Source organism: Limnohabitans sp. INBF003 (assembly GCF_055396645.1).
In genome coordinates, this window is sequence record NZ_AP029222.1 from 526,652 (window position 1) to 542,667 (window position 16,016).

The following is a 16,016-nucleotide window of genomic DNA, read 5'->3' on the forward strand; positions in this document are numbered from 1 at the left end:
AAAAGAAAGAATATTTTATGCAAATTATTATTCCTATGTCAGGATTTGGTGAGCGATTTCGTCGCGCCGGCTATACCGTACCTAAACCGTTAATAGAAATTGATGGCAAACCAATCATTGCGCATGTCATAGACATGTTCCCCGATGAGCAGGACTTCATTTTCGTCTGCAATCAGGATCACCTTACAAATCCAGACTACCGCATGGAGGCAATCCTTAAGCAGTACTGTCCAACGGGCCGCATTGTCGGAATTGCCCCGCACAAACTAGGCCCGATCCATGCGGTGCTGCAGGTTGAACACCTGATCGACCCGTCGCGTCCGGTGGTGGTGAACTATTGCGATTTCACCTGTTATTGGGACTGGCAACACTTCAAGGGCTTTGTCGCCCAGAGTGCGTGTATTGGTGCCATACCGGCCTATAAAGGCTTTCATCCCCATACACTCGGCAGTACCAACTATGCATACATATGCGAAACCGGCGGCTGGGTCGAGGATATTCAGGAAAAGCAACCTTATACCAACAATAGGATGCAGGAATTTGCATCCAGCGGGACGTATTATTTTGCATCCGGCAGCGTCATGAGTGAAGCCTGCCGCATGACCATGGACCAGAATATCAATGTCGGCGGGGAATATTATGTCAGTCTGGCATACAAACCCCTACTGGCAGCGGGCCGATCAGTAGCCGTGTACCCACTGCAGCATTTCATGCAGTGGGGAACTCCAGAAGACGTGGCTGAATACAACGGTTGGTCGGCCGCTTTCCGACGTCTGGCTGCCGCTGAACCTGCCGCACAAGCAGCTCAAGGCGCACTGGTAATCCCGATGGCTGGGTTGGGCCAGCGCTTCATCAATGAGGGTTACAGCGTGACCAAACCGCTGATCCCAGTGTCTGGCAAACCGATGGTTGCCCAAGCTACGCATGATTTGCCAGCAGCGCTGCAGCACGTGTTTGTGTTGCGAAGCGATATGCCCGGCTTCCAAGAAATTTCCACTGAACTAGCTGACCTGTATCCCGGCGCTGTCATTGAATCAGTGCCTGGCGTCACGGAAGGCCAAGCCTGTACCGCGCTGATCGGACTTGATGCATTGGAGCGTGTGGCTGATGGAGCGGTCGGGCCCGTTACCTTCGGTGCCTGCGACAACGGCGTGCTGTACGATGCCAGCGCCTTCCAACTGCTGGCCGCCAATCCGGACGTTGATGTGATCGTCTGGGGCGCGCGCGGGCTGGCCAATTCCGTGCGCCATCCCACCATGTTCGGCTGGATAAAAGCCGACAATGGTGTGATCAGCGCAATCTCGGTCAAGACGCCACTCGCGGCACCCGAAACCGACCCGATCGTGCTCGGAATTTTTACTTTCCTTCGCGGTGATGATTTCCGCCGCGTGGTAGCTCACTTGATGGCCCGCGATGGCCGCATCAACGGCGAGTTTTATATTGACTCTTGTATTAACGACGCCATTGAGCTGGGCTTGCGCTGTCATTTGTTCGAGGTCGACCATTTGCTATCTTGGGGCACGCCCAATGACTTGCGCACATTTGAATACTGGCAGTCCTGTTTCCACAAGTGGGCCGGCCATCCATATCGTTTGGCGCTTGACGGCCGCATACCTTTAGCAGCGCTGCCTGAACTCGAAGAACGCTATCAAGTGATATTGCCGAAATTACCGGGGAGCACGAATGATAAGGCGTGAGTTGGCCATTTTCCTAATCGTTGGCTCTCTGACCGTCCTTCTCGATTTCCTTTCATACCGCAGCCTGATCTGGATTGGCCTGCTTGGGACGAGTTCGGCAAAGGCTGCCGGCTTTCTGATTGGCACAGTGTTCGCCTATTTCGCCAACCGAGCCTGGACATTCAGGCAAAAGGTGCATTCGCCAGGTAGTGCTTGGCGCTTTACCTTGCTATATGCCGCTACGTTGATGGTGAACGTCTCCGTTAACTCGGCCGCGTTGACGCTGCTGGTCGGCATCGGAATCGCACTGCAGGCAGCATTCCTGCTGGCAACGGGAGTGTCGACCTGTCTCAACTTCCTGGGCATGAAATTCTATGTGTTCAAGTCCCGTGCTGTTTCGGAAACGCTATGAAATTTTCCCTTGTGATCCCCTGCTACAACGAAGCGGCCAATCTTCCCTTGCTTTTAGAGCGGTGCAAAGTCGTGGCCGGCACTGATGCCGAAGTGATACTGGTCGACAACGGCTCGAGCGACTCGAGTCCGCAGGTGTTGCAGAAACTTCTGCCTCAGTATCCCGGCTGCCGTAGCGTACGAGTCGATGTCAATCAGGGGTATGGTTTTGGCATTTTGGCCGGACTTCGCGCGGCCAAGGGTGAGATCTTGGGCTGGACCCACGCCGACCTGCAGACAGACCCACAAGATGTGCTACGAGGACTGGCATTGTTCGATCAGTATGGTCCACAATTATTTGTCAAAGGGCGGCGCCATGGGCGACCTTTTTCTGATGTTGCCTTCACAGTCGGGATGAGTATTTTTGAAACTATTCTGCTGGGAAAGTCACTATGGGACATCAATGCCCAACCAACTATGTTCACGCGCTGCTTTTTTGAGACTTGGTCCGACCCACCGAACGATTTTTCGCTCGACCTTTATGCATATTATTTGGCACGGTACCAAGGACTTCCTATTCAGCGTTTTCCAGTAATGTTTGGTGAGCGCGCACATGGAGTGTCCCATTGGAACATTAATTGGGCTGCAAAACGTAAATTTATACGTAGAACTGTTGAATTTAGCTTGCGACTTCGGCGAGGACTAAAAGCATGAGATCGGGTAGTGAGCCACCATTATCCGCAATCTTATACAAGAAGTGGTTTATCTTATTAGGATTGTTGTTTATTCTCGCCGCTGTTTGGCTATATCCTGCAAACCCAAAGGATGGATGGTCTGATCAGAAATGGGAACATCATATTGCCGGATCAGAATGGTTGTTTTCTAGAAATGATGGTACGGTTCTTGCTAAAAAATTGGTTCTTTCTTCTTTTGGTGAAATCAGAGGGTACGACAATCCAAACGAGCGCCGATGGGAAGTAAAAGATCATGCACTGAACCTGCTGGGTGAGGACGGAAGAGTTACCTCACGTTTTCCATTGGTTGTTTCAGGCACTACAGTTGGATTGCATTTAATTCAACCCCCCGAGTTGGGCCAGCATGAGTTGAAGCAGCGAAGTGACAAGAAAAAAACTCTACTTGTTTTGTTTTTTGCGATAGGTTTCGCACTACTTGTCGTGCCTTTCTGGCGGACATCAGCATTTGCTACCAAGTTTTGTCTTAATTTCGCACCATCTTTTACTGAGGAAAGGGGTAAAGTCGTTGCGGGGGTGCTTTTAATAATATGGCTTTTTGCTGCATGCACGCTGGCTTCCATGCCAACTTATGTGCCTGATGAAGCTTGGTTTCTTGTGGAGGCAATAGCTTCGGGACAGCGCGCATTTATTGATCATGATTGGGTCGTACAACTGGTCTTCCACCATAATGCATTTGGCTATGGGGGTATTTGGTGGTCAATTTATACCGCAATGACCTTGGCGTTAAACGGCTTGCTCGATTTTCTCCGCGCACCGGAAACTTTGGCGTTTATTTCGGAGAACCCCGGCTTTGTCAAAGGAAGGTTTTGGGAATATGCCACCCCCTCATTGGTAGCCCCTATGGTAATGATGCGCTTTCTGGCGCTGTTATCCTTGGCTGTATTTGGGGTGCTTTTGGTTCGGTATGCAAGGACGGCAACCGCCGCCATGCTTTGTACGGTGACGCTAATAACACTACCCATCGCTTGGTGGTCGGGTAAATTAGCATCTCCAGAGTTGATCAGTGCAGCTATATTCGCCGCAGGAGTCCTTTGTTGGTTCGTTTTGCATAGGCCAACTCCCACGTTATTGTTAGCCAGCTTGGCTGTCGCTATAAAGTTAACTGTAATTCCCGTCTATCTAGTGCTATTGGCGTTTGTATTTTGGGATCTGTGGAGAGCTCCGAACCGCTCGATACCTCGGCTCGCCTTATACGTAATGCTGTGCTTGTTGGTTATCCTGCTCGGCAATCTTTGGATTCTAAATAGCCTAGAGGCAGGTATTGAGCAGTTGCTTAACCTATCGAGGACTTTTAAGCCCCATCCCGACTGGCATGTGCAATCCGATTTGCTGTTGTTTTTGCATCCTGAATCCTGGGAGGGAACGAATTACGGATCATTGACTTATTGGTCGGGCGGACTGGTCCTCATTGCAGCGTCGCTCATCGTCGCCATGGTCATTGATCGTAGACTCGGGTTGTTCTTGCTCTTGGGTGGGGGGGGGCAGTATTTATTCATGCTGACACAGCCGCCTCATCCATGGTACTGGTTTCCCGTGATCTTGGCGGCGCTGGTGCCATTTAGCAAGTTGCGTTCAGGTGCTGCTGCGGCCCTTGCTGTGGTATTGTTTTTTTGCCTTTGGCCGTTTGAATTTACGCAGCGTGAATTTTTGTACAGAAATCTGCATCTTAAGGAGCTGCAGGAATTGGCGCGTCAAAAAGGCTGCATAGCCAAAACATTGAGCCAATATCAGCCCGACATTGTGTTCGACATGGTATCAATCGGTACACTTTCGTTGCAGTCGCAAGAAAGTAAATGGACGCTAAAAGATTACCATGACAGTTATGTCTCTATAGCCACGGGCTTACCAAATGTGGCGTCGGGTGAAAAGAGGATATTGATACTGGGTGAAAAAAGCTGGTCAGTTCATGATTTCCTCCGCGCTGCCAGCAATAGGCCTGATAGCCTGCTGGGTAAATGCGGTTCAATTCAATTCGTAAAAATTTAGGATCAATCTCATGAGGCTAATTTCTCATCGTCGCAACACTGCATCCGAGCTAATAAATACGCCTAGGAAGTATGGCGTTGAAGTTGATATCCGCAGCTTTGGCGAGCGGCTCATAATTCACCATGATCCTTGCGTAACTGGCGAATCTTTCGAGGAATGGATTGCTGAGTATAAGCACGGCACCCTTATATTAAATGTCAAAGAAGAGGGGCTTGAAAGTCGTTTGATTTCCCTAATGGAAGTACATGGCATCGACGACTATTTTTTTCTGGACCAGTCTTTCCCATTTCTCGTGAAATGGGCAAGAGCCGGCGAGCGCCGTTGCGCTGTGCGTGTTTCTGAATTCGAATCAGTCGACTCAGCGCTGACGCTGGCCGGCAAAGTCGATTGGGTTTGGGTTGACTGTTTTACGCATTTTCCTTTGAGCGCGCTTGATGGCCGGCGACTGAAGGATGCCGGCTTTAAGTTGTGCATGGTCTCGCCTGAACTGCAAGGCCGCAATGCCGATGTCGAAATACCACAACTGGCAAGGTTGCTAGCTGAGCGCGGCATTGTGGCCGATGCGGTTTGTACCAAGCGGCCCGACTTATGGGAGTTGGTTGCATATTTATGAAGAAACTCCTCTTGAATCCTCTTTTTTGGACGGGCTTGGTGCTGCGTGTCGTGCTGGTGGCACTTGCCTTGCCGACTCCGGTGACCGAGTGGTACGTGCCGTTTCTCGACGCCAGTACCGCGCAGATCAACCTCGATCCGTGGGCGCTATGGTTGGCGCAGGGCGGCACACAGGCCGCGTTCCCTTACGGCTACGTGATGTGGCTGATCTTCCTCCCCCTTACCTTGCTGTGCAAGCTGCTCGGTCTGCCGCTGCTGTTCGGATATGGCGCAACGCTGGCGACGGCCGATTTCGCGCTGCTCCTCTTGCTGCGCCACATGATACAAGTGCGCGATCACTTGCTGTTGGCTACCTACTGGCTATCACCGATTGTGATTTTGGCCAGCTATCTGCTCGGCTTTAATGATCTGATTCCCGTCTTGCTGCTGACGTTGTCGCTGTATCTGGCGCGGCAATCAAGGCTCAGCTGGTCCGGTGCCATTTGCGTGGCGGCGATTTCGGCCAAGCTGAGCATGATACTGGCCTTGCCTTTCTTTCTGATTTACCTGTTGCACAACCGGTCGCTACGACAATATTTACCGCAATTCCTAAAGGGTTTGATGATCGGCGCCTTCGTTGCGGTGCTTCCATTTCTGTTTTCACCGTCCGGTATGAATATGCTGTTCAGTAATCCGGAGATGGGCAAGGTCTATCGGCTTGCATTTAACCTTGACGGCAAGACGGTGATTTATCTGGTGCCGTTGGTCTATCTGTTGATGCTGTACGCAACCTGGCGCATCCGGCGCCTCAATTTCGAGTTGTTCAATGCCATGCTGGGCATGGCCTTCCTGCTGGTGGTGCTGATGACGCCGGCTTCGCCTGGTTGGTTTATCTGGGCCATTCCGCTGCTCGTCACCTACCAAGCCACCAGCGACCGAGTAGGCATCGCGCTGACGGCGATTTTCTCCGTGCTTTATGTGCTCAGCAACCTGTTACTGGCTCCGCATGACCTGACCATGCTCGGGCAGTGGGCTTCGGGAGGCTTTTTGATAGCCGAGCCACTGGCTGGCCTGGTAGCCTTGCTGGTTCACACCACAATGGTGGCGACTGGCATTGTCCTGGCCGTGCGCATCTGGCGCACCAACGTGAGCCGCAATGACTATTTCCGCCTCAGCCGCAAGCCGTTCGTGATCGGAGTGGCCGGCGATTCGGGCGCCGGCAAGGATACCTTTTCCGACGCCATTAAGGGCCTGTTTGGTGGTCACTCGGTGACCACGCTGTCAGGCGATGATTATCATTTATGGGATCGGCAAAAGCCAATGTGGCAAGTAATGACACATCTGAACCCGATGGCAAATGACCTAGAAGGCTTCGCTAATGACCTAATTGCGCTGACAGATGGTAAAGCGATCCATGCCCGGCACTACAACCATCAAACCGGGCGCATGAGCCGGCCCTTTAGCACCCGCAGCAACGATTTCATTATTGCAAGCGGATTACACGCACTGTACATGCCTATCCTGCGCGAGTGCTACAACTTGAGTGTTTACTTAGATATCGACGAAAAACTACGGCGCCACTTCAAGATCGAACGCGACGTGAACAAGCGCGGCCACACGATGGAAAAGGTGCTGGGTTCATTTGAGCGTCGTGAACCGGATTCAGCACGCTTTATTCGGCCGCAAGCACATCATGCCGACTTGGTGTTGTCCTTGATGCCGATCCACTCGCGAATGCTGGAAGACCTCAACGGCAAGCATCCGTTGCGCTTCAAATTGGTGGCGCGCTCTCGCCACGGTCTTAATGAACTGTCGCTGACTCGCGTGCTGGTCGGCATTTGCGGGCTGCACGTTGACATTGTTGTTAGTCATGACGGCACCGAAGTCGAGCTGGCAATTGAGGGTGAAACCTCCGCAAAAGACATCGAAATGGCGGTGAAAATGATTTGCCCGCGCATGTTCGAATTCCTTGATATTCGTCCCGAATGGAAAGATGGTGTTATGGGTTTGATGCAATTGATTACTTTGTCCCATATTAATCAAGCACTCACAAAACGATTCATATGATAAAAATCTATTCTCCTCAGAGTTTTGATCGCCTGCCAGACGCAATTTTGTTCGACACAGACAATACGCTGTATCCGTACGATCCGGCCCACGCAGCTGCCCAGAGCGCGGTCAGAAACAAAGTTGTGAGCACGTTTTCTATCGAGGCTGAAGAATTCGACAAGGCCTTTAAGGAAGCCCGCGAGCAAATCAAAACGAGGCTGAAACATACGGCCTCGTCGCACAGTAGGTTGTTATATTTGCAGCGCATGCTGGAAATCATGGGGCTCGGATCGCAGGTGCTCCTGGCGCTAGACTTTGAGCAAACCTACTGGCGAACATTTTTAAGTAACGCGGTTTTGTTTGACGAGGTCAAGGAATTACTGGATGACCTGCGCCTGCTTGGCGTGCCGACTGCCATAGTGACGGATCTAACTGCCCAGATCCAGTTTCGCAAAGTGGTGTACTTTGGCCTAGACCGATATTTTGATTACATTGTGACGAGCGAAGAAGCGGGCTATGACAAGCCACACGAAGCCCCGTTTCAGATTGCGCTGGAGAAGATGCAGCCGAAAGGAAGTTGCATCTGGATGATCGGGGATAACCCGGTCAACGACATTCGCGGCGCGCGCGAAAAAATCAATGCAGTTACGCTGCAAAAAGTACATCAAGGTACCCCATTGGGTATCGGCGAGAACGCGCCAGATGCATCATTTTCTGATTTCGGTGATTTGAGGCGGTTGATCGCCCGTTTAGGGAGCGGAGCATGATCAACAGCGATGAGGCATTAAGAGCTTCCGTAGTAAGTTATTGTGCGGCCATTGGCAGCGATCCTTTGTTGGTCCAAGGCGCTGGCGGCAACATCTCGTGGAAGGATGCCGGCATTCTCTGGGTCAAGGCATCCGGCACTTGGCTGGCGCAGGCGGCAGAAAAAGACATTTTCGTCCCGGTCGACCTAGCCATGTTGCGCAGCGCAATCGCTCGCGACGACTTTACCGTTACACCAACTGTGTGCGGTGATTCCATGTTACGACCTTCCATTGAAACCCTGCTGCATGCGCTAATGCCACAGCGGGTGGTGTTGCATCTGCATGCGGTTGAAGTGCTTGCGCATCTGGTACGTGCCAGTTGGCAGGCCGATTTTGCTGCGTTACTGGACAAATCCGTTGAGTGGGCTGCGGTTCCGTACAAAAAACCCGGTGCGGACTTGGCTGTCGCTGTCAGCTTGGCGCTGTGCGACAAGGTCGATGCTAACGTCGTGTTTCTGCAAAGCCACGGCGTGGTGATCGGCGGCAACAACATTGACGAAATTGGTGCGACCTTGATCGCCCTGACCGACGCCTTGCGCACCGTGCCGGTAGAAGGCGTTTTGCCCAGCTTACCTGCCGCGCTTGCCATCAATAGCGGCGACTGGTATGAACCGGTGCCCGACCCGGCGCTGCACCGCCTAGCGACCGACGCGGCGTTGTTTGCCCGATTAACATCGCAGTGGGCGCTGTATCCAGATCATGTGGTTTTTTTGGGGGGCGATGCGCATACCTACGCCAATGCTGAAGCATTCCAGAATTCTTTGCATAGCAGCAAAAACCTGCCCGAGCTAATTTTTATTCAGGATGTCGGCGTCTACATCAGGCCTGAATTCAGTATTGCTAAGCTGCTGCAATTGCGATGCTATTACGATGTTTTGGTTCGCCAACATCAAGGTATCAATATTAATACCCTTCTACCCCAGCAAGTCGGTGAACTGTTAAATTGGGATGCTGAGCAGTATCGTATGGGCCTATCAAAATAAAAAATAAATCGGAGTATTTATGGCATTTTTTAAAAAGTATCGAGCTGGTTTCCTGATTGGTCTTATTTTTGCAATTTATACACTTATATCGTTTGGTATTTATGAGGCGCGAACTCTAAATGGGAATATTAATAACCATATTTTATCGGGTGATATGTTTGGTGTTCCTGCGGCACTGAAAGAGCATGGTATCAAACCACTATATTATGGTGCTGGAAACACTGGATGGGATGGTCAATTTTATTACTATATATCCAATGACATATTTGCACTGAAAGATACGTCTATTCATATTGATGCGCCTTCTTATCGCTATCAACGTGTCGGGTTGTCATTGTATGTCGCAACTATTTCCAGTATGCTTGGAAATGACTGGGTATCGCCGGCTACTTTTTTTATCAGTTATTTTTGCCTGATTCTGTCGGCCACCTTTGTAGGAGCACTTTTGCTCATGCGATTCGGTGCGAATCCCGTGCTTATATTATTATGGTCATTTAGTATTGGCACCCAGATAACTTTGTTTAATGCCCTCCCCGATGCCGCTGCCGACGCATTTCTAATTTTAGCGTTAGGAGCTTTATTTTCAGGGCGCCTAAAACTATCAATAATTCCATTTGCACTCTCCGGGTTATCACGCGAAGTCTACGTATTATTCCCTTCCTTTATTTTTGTATTATACGTTTCTAATTCATTTTGCTGTGCTAGAGCCTCTGGGGGCTCTGGAACTAAAGTGCTTGTTCAACTTTTTTTCGTGCGGAAAAAATACTATCTGTTGCTGTTGCCGGGTTTGATAGCGTTTTTTTGGAATATTTACATTACAAGTCATTTCGGAATATCGCCAGCTTCTCAAGCGCATGGTATTCTTGGGCTTCCCTTAGTTGCGTGGACAGAGTATTTGCTTTCAGGGCTTCAAGGTAACCATAAATTGATAGGGGCGGGAGTTTATGCCTACGTGGAAGCCTGGTCTTTAGTCTTGTTCTTGTTGGTGCTCGTTATATCCTTTTGGATTTCAGTGCGAGTGCTTAAAGAGTATTTTCAAAAGACGTCGCCTGTAATGGGAGGGGTTGCAGTAGCAGCTATTAGTTTTATCTTTCTTTATCTCTGCTTTGGTCCGACTGTGATTATGCATTACACCGGTTACTTTAAGGCGCTAGCCATTTTCTTTTTCTTAATCCCCTTATTGCTTACCGCTACAACAGTAACTAGCCCAATAAAAAAACTCATCTACGTATTGCTTTTCATTTCCTTGATTTCTACTACGATATATAATATGAAAACTAGAATATTGCCTTATACTTATAATCATGAGGAACATACGAAGATGCGAGAAATATCCGATAAGTCACGTGTTGAGTGTTTTGGAAAATACAATGCAGATATAAAAGTTAACGCAGTAAGCATTACTCCTAGCTCAGCTATTTCTCATTTTTTTGGGCGAGGCGATCAAGTTGTTGTAGATCTGGAGTTAAAAAATACTGGTGAGTATCCTTTCTGGTCAACTCGAAATTTCGGTAGTGTTTTCATGAGTTATCACTGGATTGACGCTAAAGGAAAGGTAATTCAGGATGGAGTACGGTCAGCTATTCCTGGTGGTTTATTGCCCGGGCAGTCGAAACAAGTAGCGGTAGTATCGAATATACCTGTTAATCCTGGGGATGATATTTCATTAATGCTGAGCCCTGTTCAGGAGGGCTGTGGATGGTTTTATTTGGCAAATCCGAATTATTCCGGTAATGTTAAGCTCAATATAAAAAAATAAGATGGATTGCTATGAGCTAAAAAACAAATTCAAAAGCATATGGACAACCGCCCCAGTAAACGATTGGCATTTAGAACACCCGCAGAGGTGTTCAATCTATCGTTACTCCGTGTTGCAGTTCGTCCTTGAATCCGCCTTTTTAAAAATGAAAGTTCTTATATGAAAAAAGCAATCATCACCGGCATCACAGGCCAAGACGGCGCCTACCTTGCGCAACTACTGCTCGACAAGGGTTACACCGTTTATGGCACCTACCGCCGCACCAGCTCCGTCAACTTCTGGCGCATCGAAGAGCTGGGCATCCAAAACCACCCCAATCTGCATTTGGTTGAATACGACCTGACCGACTTGGGCTCCAGCATCGCCTTGGTGCAAAAAGTCCAGCCCGGCGAAATCTACAACCTGGCCGCGCAAAGCTTTGTGGGCGTGTCTTTTGACCAACCCAGCACCACCGCGCAGATCACTGGCATTGGCTGCCTCAATCTGCTCGAAGCCATTCGCTTGGTCAACCCCAAGATCCGCTTTTACCAAGCCAGCACGTCCGAGATGTTTGGCAAAGTGCAAGCGATACCCCAGATTGAAAGCACACCTTTCTACCCCCGCAGCCCCTATGGCGTGGCCAAGCTGTATGCGCACTGGATGACAGTGAACTACCGCGAGAGCTACAACATCTTTGGCTCCAGCGGCATTTTGTTTAACCACGAAAGCCCGCTGCGCGGACGCGAGTTTGTGACCCGCAAGATCACCGACAGCGTGGCCAAGATCAAGCTGGGCCAGCTGGACTGCCTGGAGCTGGGTAATCTGGACGCCAAGCGCGACTGGGGCTTTGCCAAAGAATACGTAGAAGGCATGTGGCGCATGCTGCAAGCCGACGAGCCCGATACCTTTGTGCTGGCCACCAACCGCACAGAGACTGTGCGCGACTTTGTGCGCATGGCGTTCAAGGGTGCAGGCATCACGGTGGAATTTAAAGGTACCGAAGAGAAAGAAACCGCCATTGACACTTCCACCGGCAAAACGGTGATGCGCATCAACCCCAAGTTTTACCGCCCTGCCGAGGTTGAGCTGCTGATTGGAGACCCAGCCAAGGCCAAGGCCAAGCTGGGCTGGGAGCCCAAGACAACCCTAGAGCAGCTGTGCCAGATGATGGTGGAAGCTGATCTGCGCCGCAATCAGGCGGGGTTCTCGTTTTGACAATACGAGTGTGTTGCTTTAATCTATAAAGATGGACGCACTGATAGTTAGCCACAGACACGGTTTGCAAGCCCTCGCTCAACAGTATGGATTGAGCGAGCTGCTGCTGTTTGGTTCCATGGCCAGAGGCGATGCCACATCGCAAAGTGACGTGGATCTCCTGATCGATAATTCCGCACATTTGACTGGTTTTCAACTCGGTGCTTTGCAAATGGATGCTCAGGATTTATTGGGTCGCCATGTGGATGTCTTGACCATCAGTTCAATCCATCCATTGCTGCGTGAGCGTGTGATGGCTGAGGCAATCTCTCTTTTATGAAGAGTGGTAGTGAAGCGGATCAGGTTTACATCGCTCACATGCTTGAATGCATTGAACGTGTGAAGACCTACACAGCTGATGGCGAATCTGTATTTCGGCAGTCCCGGCTGGTTCAGGATGCCGTGATTCGGAATTTGCAAGTCATGGCTGAATCGAGCCAGCGCTTGAGCGAATCAACCAAAATGATTGCAGCGGATGTGCCTTGGAGGTCTATTTCGGGTTTCCGCAACATCATGGTGCATGATTACCTGGGATTGGATCTGGATGTGATCTGGAGTGTGGTCAGTCAGGAGTTGCTTTCCTTAGAACTGGCTTTATCCAAGATAAAAGGTTTCAATTGAAAATTCTTCTCACAGGTGCGGCCGGTTTTACCGGCCTTTTTTTTAGGTCTGCCGCCGAGGCCGCTGGGCACCAGGTGGTGGCTTTGCAGGCCGATTTGACGGACAAGGCGGCTGTGGCCGCAGAGGTGTTGCAAACCGCCCCTGATGCCGTGGTGCACTTGGCAGCTATCAGTTTTGTGGGCCACGCCGATGACACGGCGTTTTATGGCGTCAATGTGGTGGGCACCATGAATTTGTTGGCGGGTTTGGCGGCCTTGCCAGTCAAGCCGAGCAAGGTATTGCTGGCCAGCAGCGCGAATGTGTATGGCAATTGCGATGCGTCGCCCATCACCGAAGACCAGCCCGCCGCACCGGTTAACCACTACGCCATGAGCAAGCTGGCCATGGAGCACATGGCACGCACTTATCTGGATCGCTTGCCGGTGGTGTTCACCCGGCCATTCAATTACACGGGGCCTGGTCAGGCGCCCAATTTTTTGATTCCCAAACTCATCAGCCATTTTGCCCAGCGTGCGCCAGCCATTGAGCTGGGCAATTTGCATGTGGAACGTGAGTTCAACGACGTGCGCATGGTGTGTGATGCCTACTTGGCTTTGCTGGCGCATGGCGTGCCGGGTGAGGTGTACAACGTGTGCTCTGGCCAGCCTTACACCTTGCAGCATGTGATTGGTTTGTTAAGTGCCATCACGGGCCACACGATGGATGTGAGGGTGAATCCGGCTTTTGTGCGAGCCAACGAGGTGCACCGTTTGTGCGGTAGCCCTACCAAGCTGCTGGCATGCACGGGGCCGCTGCCAGTACCCACGCTGGAAGAAACATTGAGGTGGATGTTGACAGTGAGTGCTGGCGTATGAAACTTGCATTCGATGCAGTGCCTTTGCTATCACCGTTGACCGGAATTGGCCAATACGTTAGGCAATTGGCGTTCGCACTTAATGAAATAAGCTGCATTGAGACCAGATACTTTTATGGTGCGTATTGGTCGAAGAAAATTTTAACGAATGTGCCAGAACAAGTTGGTGGTGCTTTGGGGTGGGTTCGCGGTAATTTGCCTTATGCCTATCAGCTGCGGCAGTGGCTTCAACGGAATCGTTTTGCCGCAGAGATAAGTAAGGCTCAATTTGATCTTTACCACGCGCCAAACAATACGTTATTGCCTTTTGATGGACCTACGGTACTAACGGTTCACGATTTGTCGTGGATTCGGTACCCCGAGATGCACCCTGTTGAGCGGGTTCGGGCCATGGACAAATACTTTGAGCCAGGGCTGCGGCGTGCTTCGCGCATCATCACGGATTCTGCTTTTGTGAAGCAGGAGTTGGTCGACGTGTTTGGCGTGAACCCAAGTACCGTGCACCCTGTGTATTTAGGTGTGGAGCCGTTGTTTGCGCCCTTGCAGCAGGCACAGACCCAAGCGGTGCTGCAGGCTCAGGGGCTTGTGCATGGCCAATACTGGCTAGCGGTGGGTACGCTGGAGCCGCGCAAAAACCTGCAATTGGTTTTGCGGGCGTTCATGCAGTTGCCGCAGCGCGAGCGGCAGGCCTGTCCACTGGTTTTGGTGGGCATGAAGGGCTGGAACACTGGCAAGCTGGAGCAGCAATTGCAGCCTCTGATTGCGGCGGGTGAGGTGCGTCAGTTGGGCTACATCAGCCGTGAAGATTTGGCCGTGGTGATGGCGGGTGCACAAGCCTTGATTTATCCATCGGTCTACGAGGGGTTCGGCTTGCCGCCACTGGAAGCCATGGCGTGTGGTGTGCCAGTCATTGCGTCCAATGTGTCTTCATTGCCCGAGGTGGTGGGGGATGCTGGCATTTTGATCGACCCCCATGATGTGCACAGCTTGGCTGAACATATGCGCGAGCTGCTGGAAGATGATGCTTTGTCGGTGCGTTTGGGCTGTGCTGCCAGGTTGCGCAGTCAACAATTTACATGGCGACAATGCGCTGAAGAGACCACGCAGGTGTACAAGGCTGCACTCAACAAAACGGCTTAATCTGCCGCGTTGGGTGCCAGCCCTTCATACAGACTTGTGTGCCTTTGGCACATGGTCTGCATGGCGTAGGTGGTCAGGGCATGTTGTTGGGCTTGCTGGCCCAAACGGTGGCGAAGTGCCGAATCGAGGCGCAATGTTTCGATGGCTTGACCCAAAGCAATCGGGTCTTGCACAGGCACGGTGAGGCCAGTGATGCCGTGCGGGTTGACGGCGTTGACGCCGTTGTTCAGCTGGGTGCAAATGACAGGTTTGCCACAGGCCATGGCTTCCAGTTGCACCAGGCCAAAGGCCTCGTTGGGCGTGACCGATGGCAGGCAAAACACATCGCACGCCTGATAGCAGGCCGCCATGTCTGCCGCAGACAGCCGGCCGCTGAACCACACGCGGTCTGCAAGGCCCAGTTGCTGGGCCTGCGCTTGCAGCATGCCCCTCAGTGGGCCATCCCCCCCCAAGACCAGATAGGCATCGGTGTGCTGCAAGGCTTCGAGCAGGACATCAAACCCCTTGTAGCCGACATGCCTGCCTAACGCAAAAACCACAAACCGGCCATTTGCGCGGTGGCGTATGGCTTGGGCCATGTCTGCCACTGCGTGGGCATTGGTGTGTTGGGTGTAGTCCAGCCCATAAGGGATGATTTGCCGTTTGGCTAAAGGGTAGCTGGGCGGAATTTGCGTGCTGCTGGAAAAGTGGGCGGCCGTGGGCACAATGATGGCCGCGGACTGCATGATTTGTCTGTATTGCCAGGGGCGGTAAAGCTTGAGCAGCTGTTTTTGCTTGACGATGTCGCTGTGCCAGCTGATGACCCGGGGAATGGACCGGGGCAGAAACATGGCTGCCAGGTGGCTCATGGGGTCAGGAAAGTGCAGATGCACCAAGTCAAACGGCTTTTCTTGGTGCAGACGGCGTGCCGAGCCCACCATGGCCGGGCTGATGGATGTGCTGAAGTAGATGCCCAGGGTAGGGGCTTCGACCACCCGGTAGCCTTCGGTCACAAAATCAGAGGCGGTGGGGCCCGTCGACGAAACCAGGTTGACTACATCCACCCCCAGGCCTGCGAGCCCACGGCACAGGGTCTTGACGTGTGTTTCAATACCACCGTCTTGTGCCCAGTATTTGCCGAAATGCAGTACGCGCATGAAAAAGCTTGATCTCTTGAGTTGTTATGGTCTTGAGT

General features: G+C 51.5%; 15 protein-coding genes. 14 read left to right on the forward strand and 1 reads right to left on the reverse strand.

Going from position 1 to position 16,016, the window contains the following annotated elements:
* Positions 1 to 17: 17 nt before the first annotated feature.
* The 14 genes from ACZ5VE_RS02545 (at position 18) to ACZ5VE_RS02610 (ending at position 14,842) form a co-directional block, all read left to right on the forward strand.
* The gene (locus tag ACZ5VE_RS02545; protein ID WP_464456517.1) at positions 18 to 1,697 is read left to right on the forward strand and encodes an NTP transferase domain-containing protein; all 1,680 of its coding nucleotides are present in this window, start codon (positions 18 to 20) and stop codon (positions 1,695 to 1,697) included.
* Position 1,698: 1 nt separating this feature from the next.
* Positions 1,699 to 2,088 carry a GtrA family protein gene (locus ACZ5VE_RS02550; RefSeq protein ID WP_464456518.1) on the forward strand — a complete coding sequence of 130 codons (390 nt, stop codon included), beginning with the start codon at positions 1,699 to 1,701 and terminating at the stop codon, positions 2,086 to 2,088.
* The gene (locus tag ACZ5VE_RS02555; protein WP_464456519.1) at positions 2,085 to 2,780 is read left to right on the forward strand and encodes a glycosyltransferase family 2 protein; all 696 of its coding nucleotides are present in this window, start codon (positions 2,085 to 2,087) and stop codon (positions 2,778 to 2,780) included. Before ACZ5VE_RS02550 ends, ACZ5VE_RS02555 begins: the two co-directional genes overlap by 4 nt.
* A complete protein-coding gene (locus tag ACZ5VE_RS02560; protein ID WP_464456520.1) occupies positions 2,777 to 4,807 on the forward strand; it encodes a hypothetical protein in 2,031 nt (676 codons plus the stop codon). Before ACZ5VE_RS02555 ends, ACZ5VE_RS02560 begins: the two co-directional genes overlap by 4 nt.
* A 10-nt stretch (positions 4,808 to 4,817) precedes the next feature.
* Complete coding sequence (locus tag ACZ5VE_RS02565) at positions 4,818 to 5,420, forward strand: phosphatidylinositol-specific phospholipase C/glycerophosphodiester phosphodiesterase family protein (protein ID WP_464456521.1); 603 nt, start codon at positions 4,818 to 4,820, stop codon at positions 5,418 to 5,420.
* Positions 5,417 to 7,465, forward strand: a complete 2,049-nt coding sequence (locus tag ACZ5VE_RS02570; protein WP_464456522.1) for a uridine kinase — start codon at positions 5,417 to 5,419, stop codon at positions 7,463 to 7,465. Before ACZ5VE_RS02565 ends, ACZ5VE_RS02570 begins: the two co-directional genes overlap by 4 nt.
* Complete coding sequence (locus ACZ5VE_RS02575; protein WP_464456523.1) at positions 7,462 to 8,214, forward strand: HAD family hydrolase; 753 nt, start codon at positions 7,462 to 7,464, stop codon at positions 8,212 to 8,214. The genes ACZ5VE_RS02570 and ACZ5VE_RS02575 overlap by 4 nt, the downstream gene beginning before the upstream one ends.
* Positions 8,211 to 9,236: a class II aldolase/adducin family protein gene (locus ACZ5VE_RS02580; protein WP_464456524.1), complete on the forward strand. Its 1,026-nt coding sequence runs from the start codon at positions 8,211 to 8,213 to the stop codon at positions 9,234 to 9,236. Before ACZ5VE_RS02575 ends, ACZ5VE_RS02580 begins: the two co-directional genes overlap by 4 nt.
* 19 nt (positions 9,237 to 9,255) lie before the next feature.
* On the forward strand, positions 9,256 to 10,995 hold the full coding sequence (locus ACZ5VE_RS02585; protein WP_464456525.1) for a hypothetical protein: 1,740 nt from the start codon (positions 9,256 to 9,258) through the stop codon (positions 10,993 to 10,995).
* 159 nt (positions 10,996 to 11,154) lie between these two features.
* Positions 11,155 to 12,189 carry a GDP-mannose 4,6-dehydratase gene (gmd, locus tag ACZ5VE_RS02590; RefSeq protein WP_464456526.1) on the forward strand — a complete coding sequence of 345 codons (1,035 nt, stop codon included), beginning with the start codon at positions 11,155 to 11,157 and terminating at the stop codon, positions 12,187 to 12,189.
* Positions 12,190 to 12,220: 31 nt separating this feature from the next.
* Complete coding sequence (locus ACZ5VE_RS02595) at positions 12,221 to 12,508, forward strand: nucleotidyltransferase family protein (RefSeq protein ID WP_464456527.1); 288 nt, start codon at positions 12,221 to 12,223, stop codon at positions 12,506 to 12,508.
* Positions 12,505 to 12,849 (forward strand): HepT-like ribonuclease domain-containing protein, encoded by a 345-nt coding sequence (locus tag ACZ5VE_RS02600; RefSeq protein WP_464456528.1) that lies wholly within the window; start codon positions 12,505 to 12,507, stop codon positions 12,847 to 12,849. The genes ACZ5VE_RS02595 and ACZ5VE_RS02600 overlap by 4 nt, the downstream gene beginning before the upstream one ends.
* A complete protein-coding gene (locus tag ACZ5VE_RS02605) occupies positions 12,846 to 13,703 on the forward strand; it encodes an NAD-dependent epimerase/dehydratase family protein (RefSeq protein ID WP_464456529.1) in 858 nt (285 codons plus the stop codon). Before ACZ5VE_RS02600 ends, ACZ5VE_RS02605 begins: the two co-directional genes overlap by 4 nt.
* The gene (locus ACZ5VE_RS02610) at positions 13,628 to 14,842 is read left to right on the forward strand and encodes a glycosyltransferase family 4 protein (protein WP_464456530.1); all 1,215 of its coding nucleotides are present in this window, start codon (positions 13,628 to 13,630) and stop codon (positions 14,840 to 14,842) included. Before ACZ5VE_RS02605 ends, ACZ5VE_RS02610 begins: the two co-directional genes overlap by 76 nt.
* On the opposite strand, the gene ACZ5VE_RS02615 is transcribed toward ACZ5VE_RS02610, so the two are convergent.
* Positions 14,839 to 15,978, reverse strand: coding sequence for a glycosyltransferase (locus tag ACZ5VE_RS02615; RefSeq protein ID WP_464456531.1), 1,140 nt, complete (start codon positions 15,976 to 15,978; stop codon positions 14,839 to 14,841). The genes ACZ5VE_RS02610 and ACZ5VE_RS02615 overlap by 4 nt on opposite strands.
* Positions 15,979 to 16,016: the final 38 nt, after the last annotated feature.

Excerpts from the sequence above, each read along its gene's own strand:
- ACZ5VE_RS02585 (WP_464456525.1), top strand. The coding sequence starts at position 9,256 with ATGGCATTTTTTAAAAAGTATCGAGCTGGTTTCCTGATTGGTCTTATT.
- ACZ5VE_RS02595 (WP_464456527.1), top strand. The coding sequence starts at position 12,221 with ATGGACGCACTGATAGTTAGCCACAGACACGGTTTGCAAGCCCTCGCT.
- ACZ5VE_RS02545 (WP_464456517.1), top strand. The coding sequence starts at position 18 with ATGCAAATTATTATTCCTATGTCAGGATTTGGTGAGCGATTTCGTCGC.
- ACZ5VE_RS02575 (WP_464456523.1), top strand. The coding sequence starts at position 7,462 with ATGATAAAAATCTATTCTCCTCAGAGTTTTGATCGCCTGCCAGACGCA.
- gmd (WP_464456526.1), top strand. The coding sequence starts at position 11,155 with ATGAAAAAAGCAATCATCACCGGCATCACAGGCCAAGACGGCGCCTAC.
- ACZ5VE_RS02565 (WP_464456521.1), top strand. The coding sequence starts at position 4,818 with ATGAGGCTAATTTCTCATCGTCGCAACACTGCATCCGAGCTAATAAAT.
- ACZ5VE_RS02615 (WP_464456531.1), bottom strand. The coding sequence starts at position 15,978 with ATGCGCGTACTGCATTTCGGCAAATACTGGGCACAAGACGGTGGTATT.
- ACZ5VE_RS02555 (WP_464456519.1), top strand. The coding sequence starts at position 2,085 with ATGAAATTTTCCCTTGTGATCCCCTGCTACAACGAAGCGGCCAATCTT.
- ACZ5VE_RS02560 (WP_464456520.1), top strand. The coding sequence starts at position 2,777 with ATGAGATCGGGTAGTGAGCCACCATTATCCGCAATCTTATACAAGAAG.
- ACZ5VE_RS02600 (WP_464456528.1), top strand. The coding sequence starts at position 12,505 with ATGAAGAGTGGTAGTGAAGCGGATCAGGTTTACATCGCTCACATGCTT.
- ACZ5VE_RS02570 (WP_464456522.1), top strand. The coding sequence starts at position 5,417 with ATGAAGAAACTCCTCTTGAATCCTCTTTTTTGGACGGGCTTGGTGCTG.
- ACZ5VE_RS02580 (WP_464456524.1), top strand. The coding sequence starts at position 8,211 with ATGATCAACAGCGATGAGGCATTAAGAGCTTCCGTAGTAAGTTATTGT.
- ACZ5VE_RS02610 (WP_464456530.1), top strand. The coding sequence starts at position 13,628 with ATGCACGGGGCCGCTGCCAGTACCCACGCTGGAAGAAACATTGAGGTG.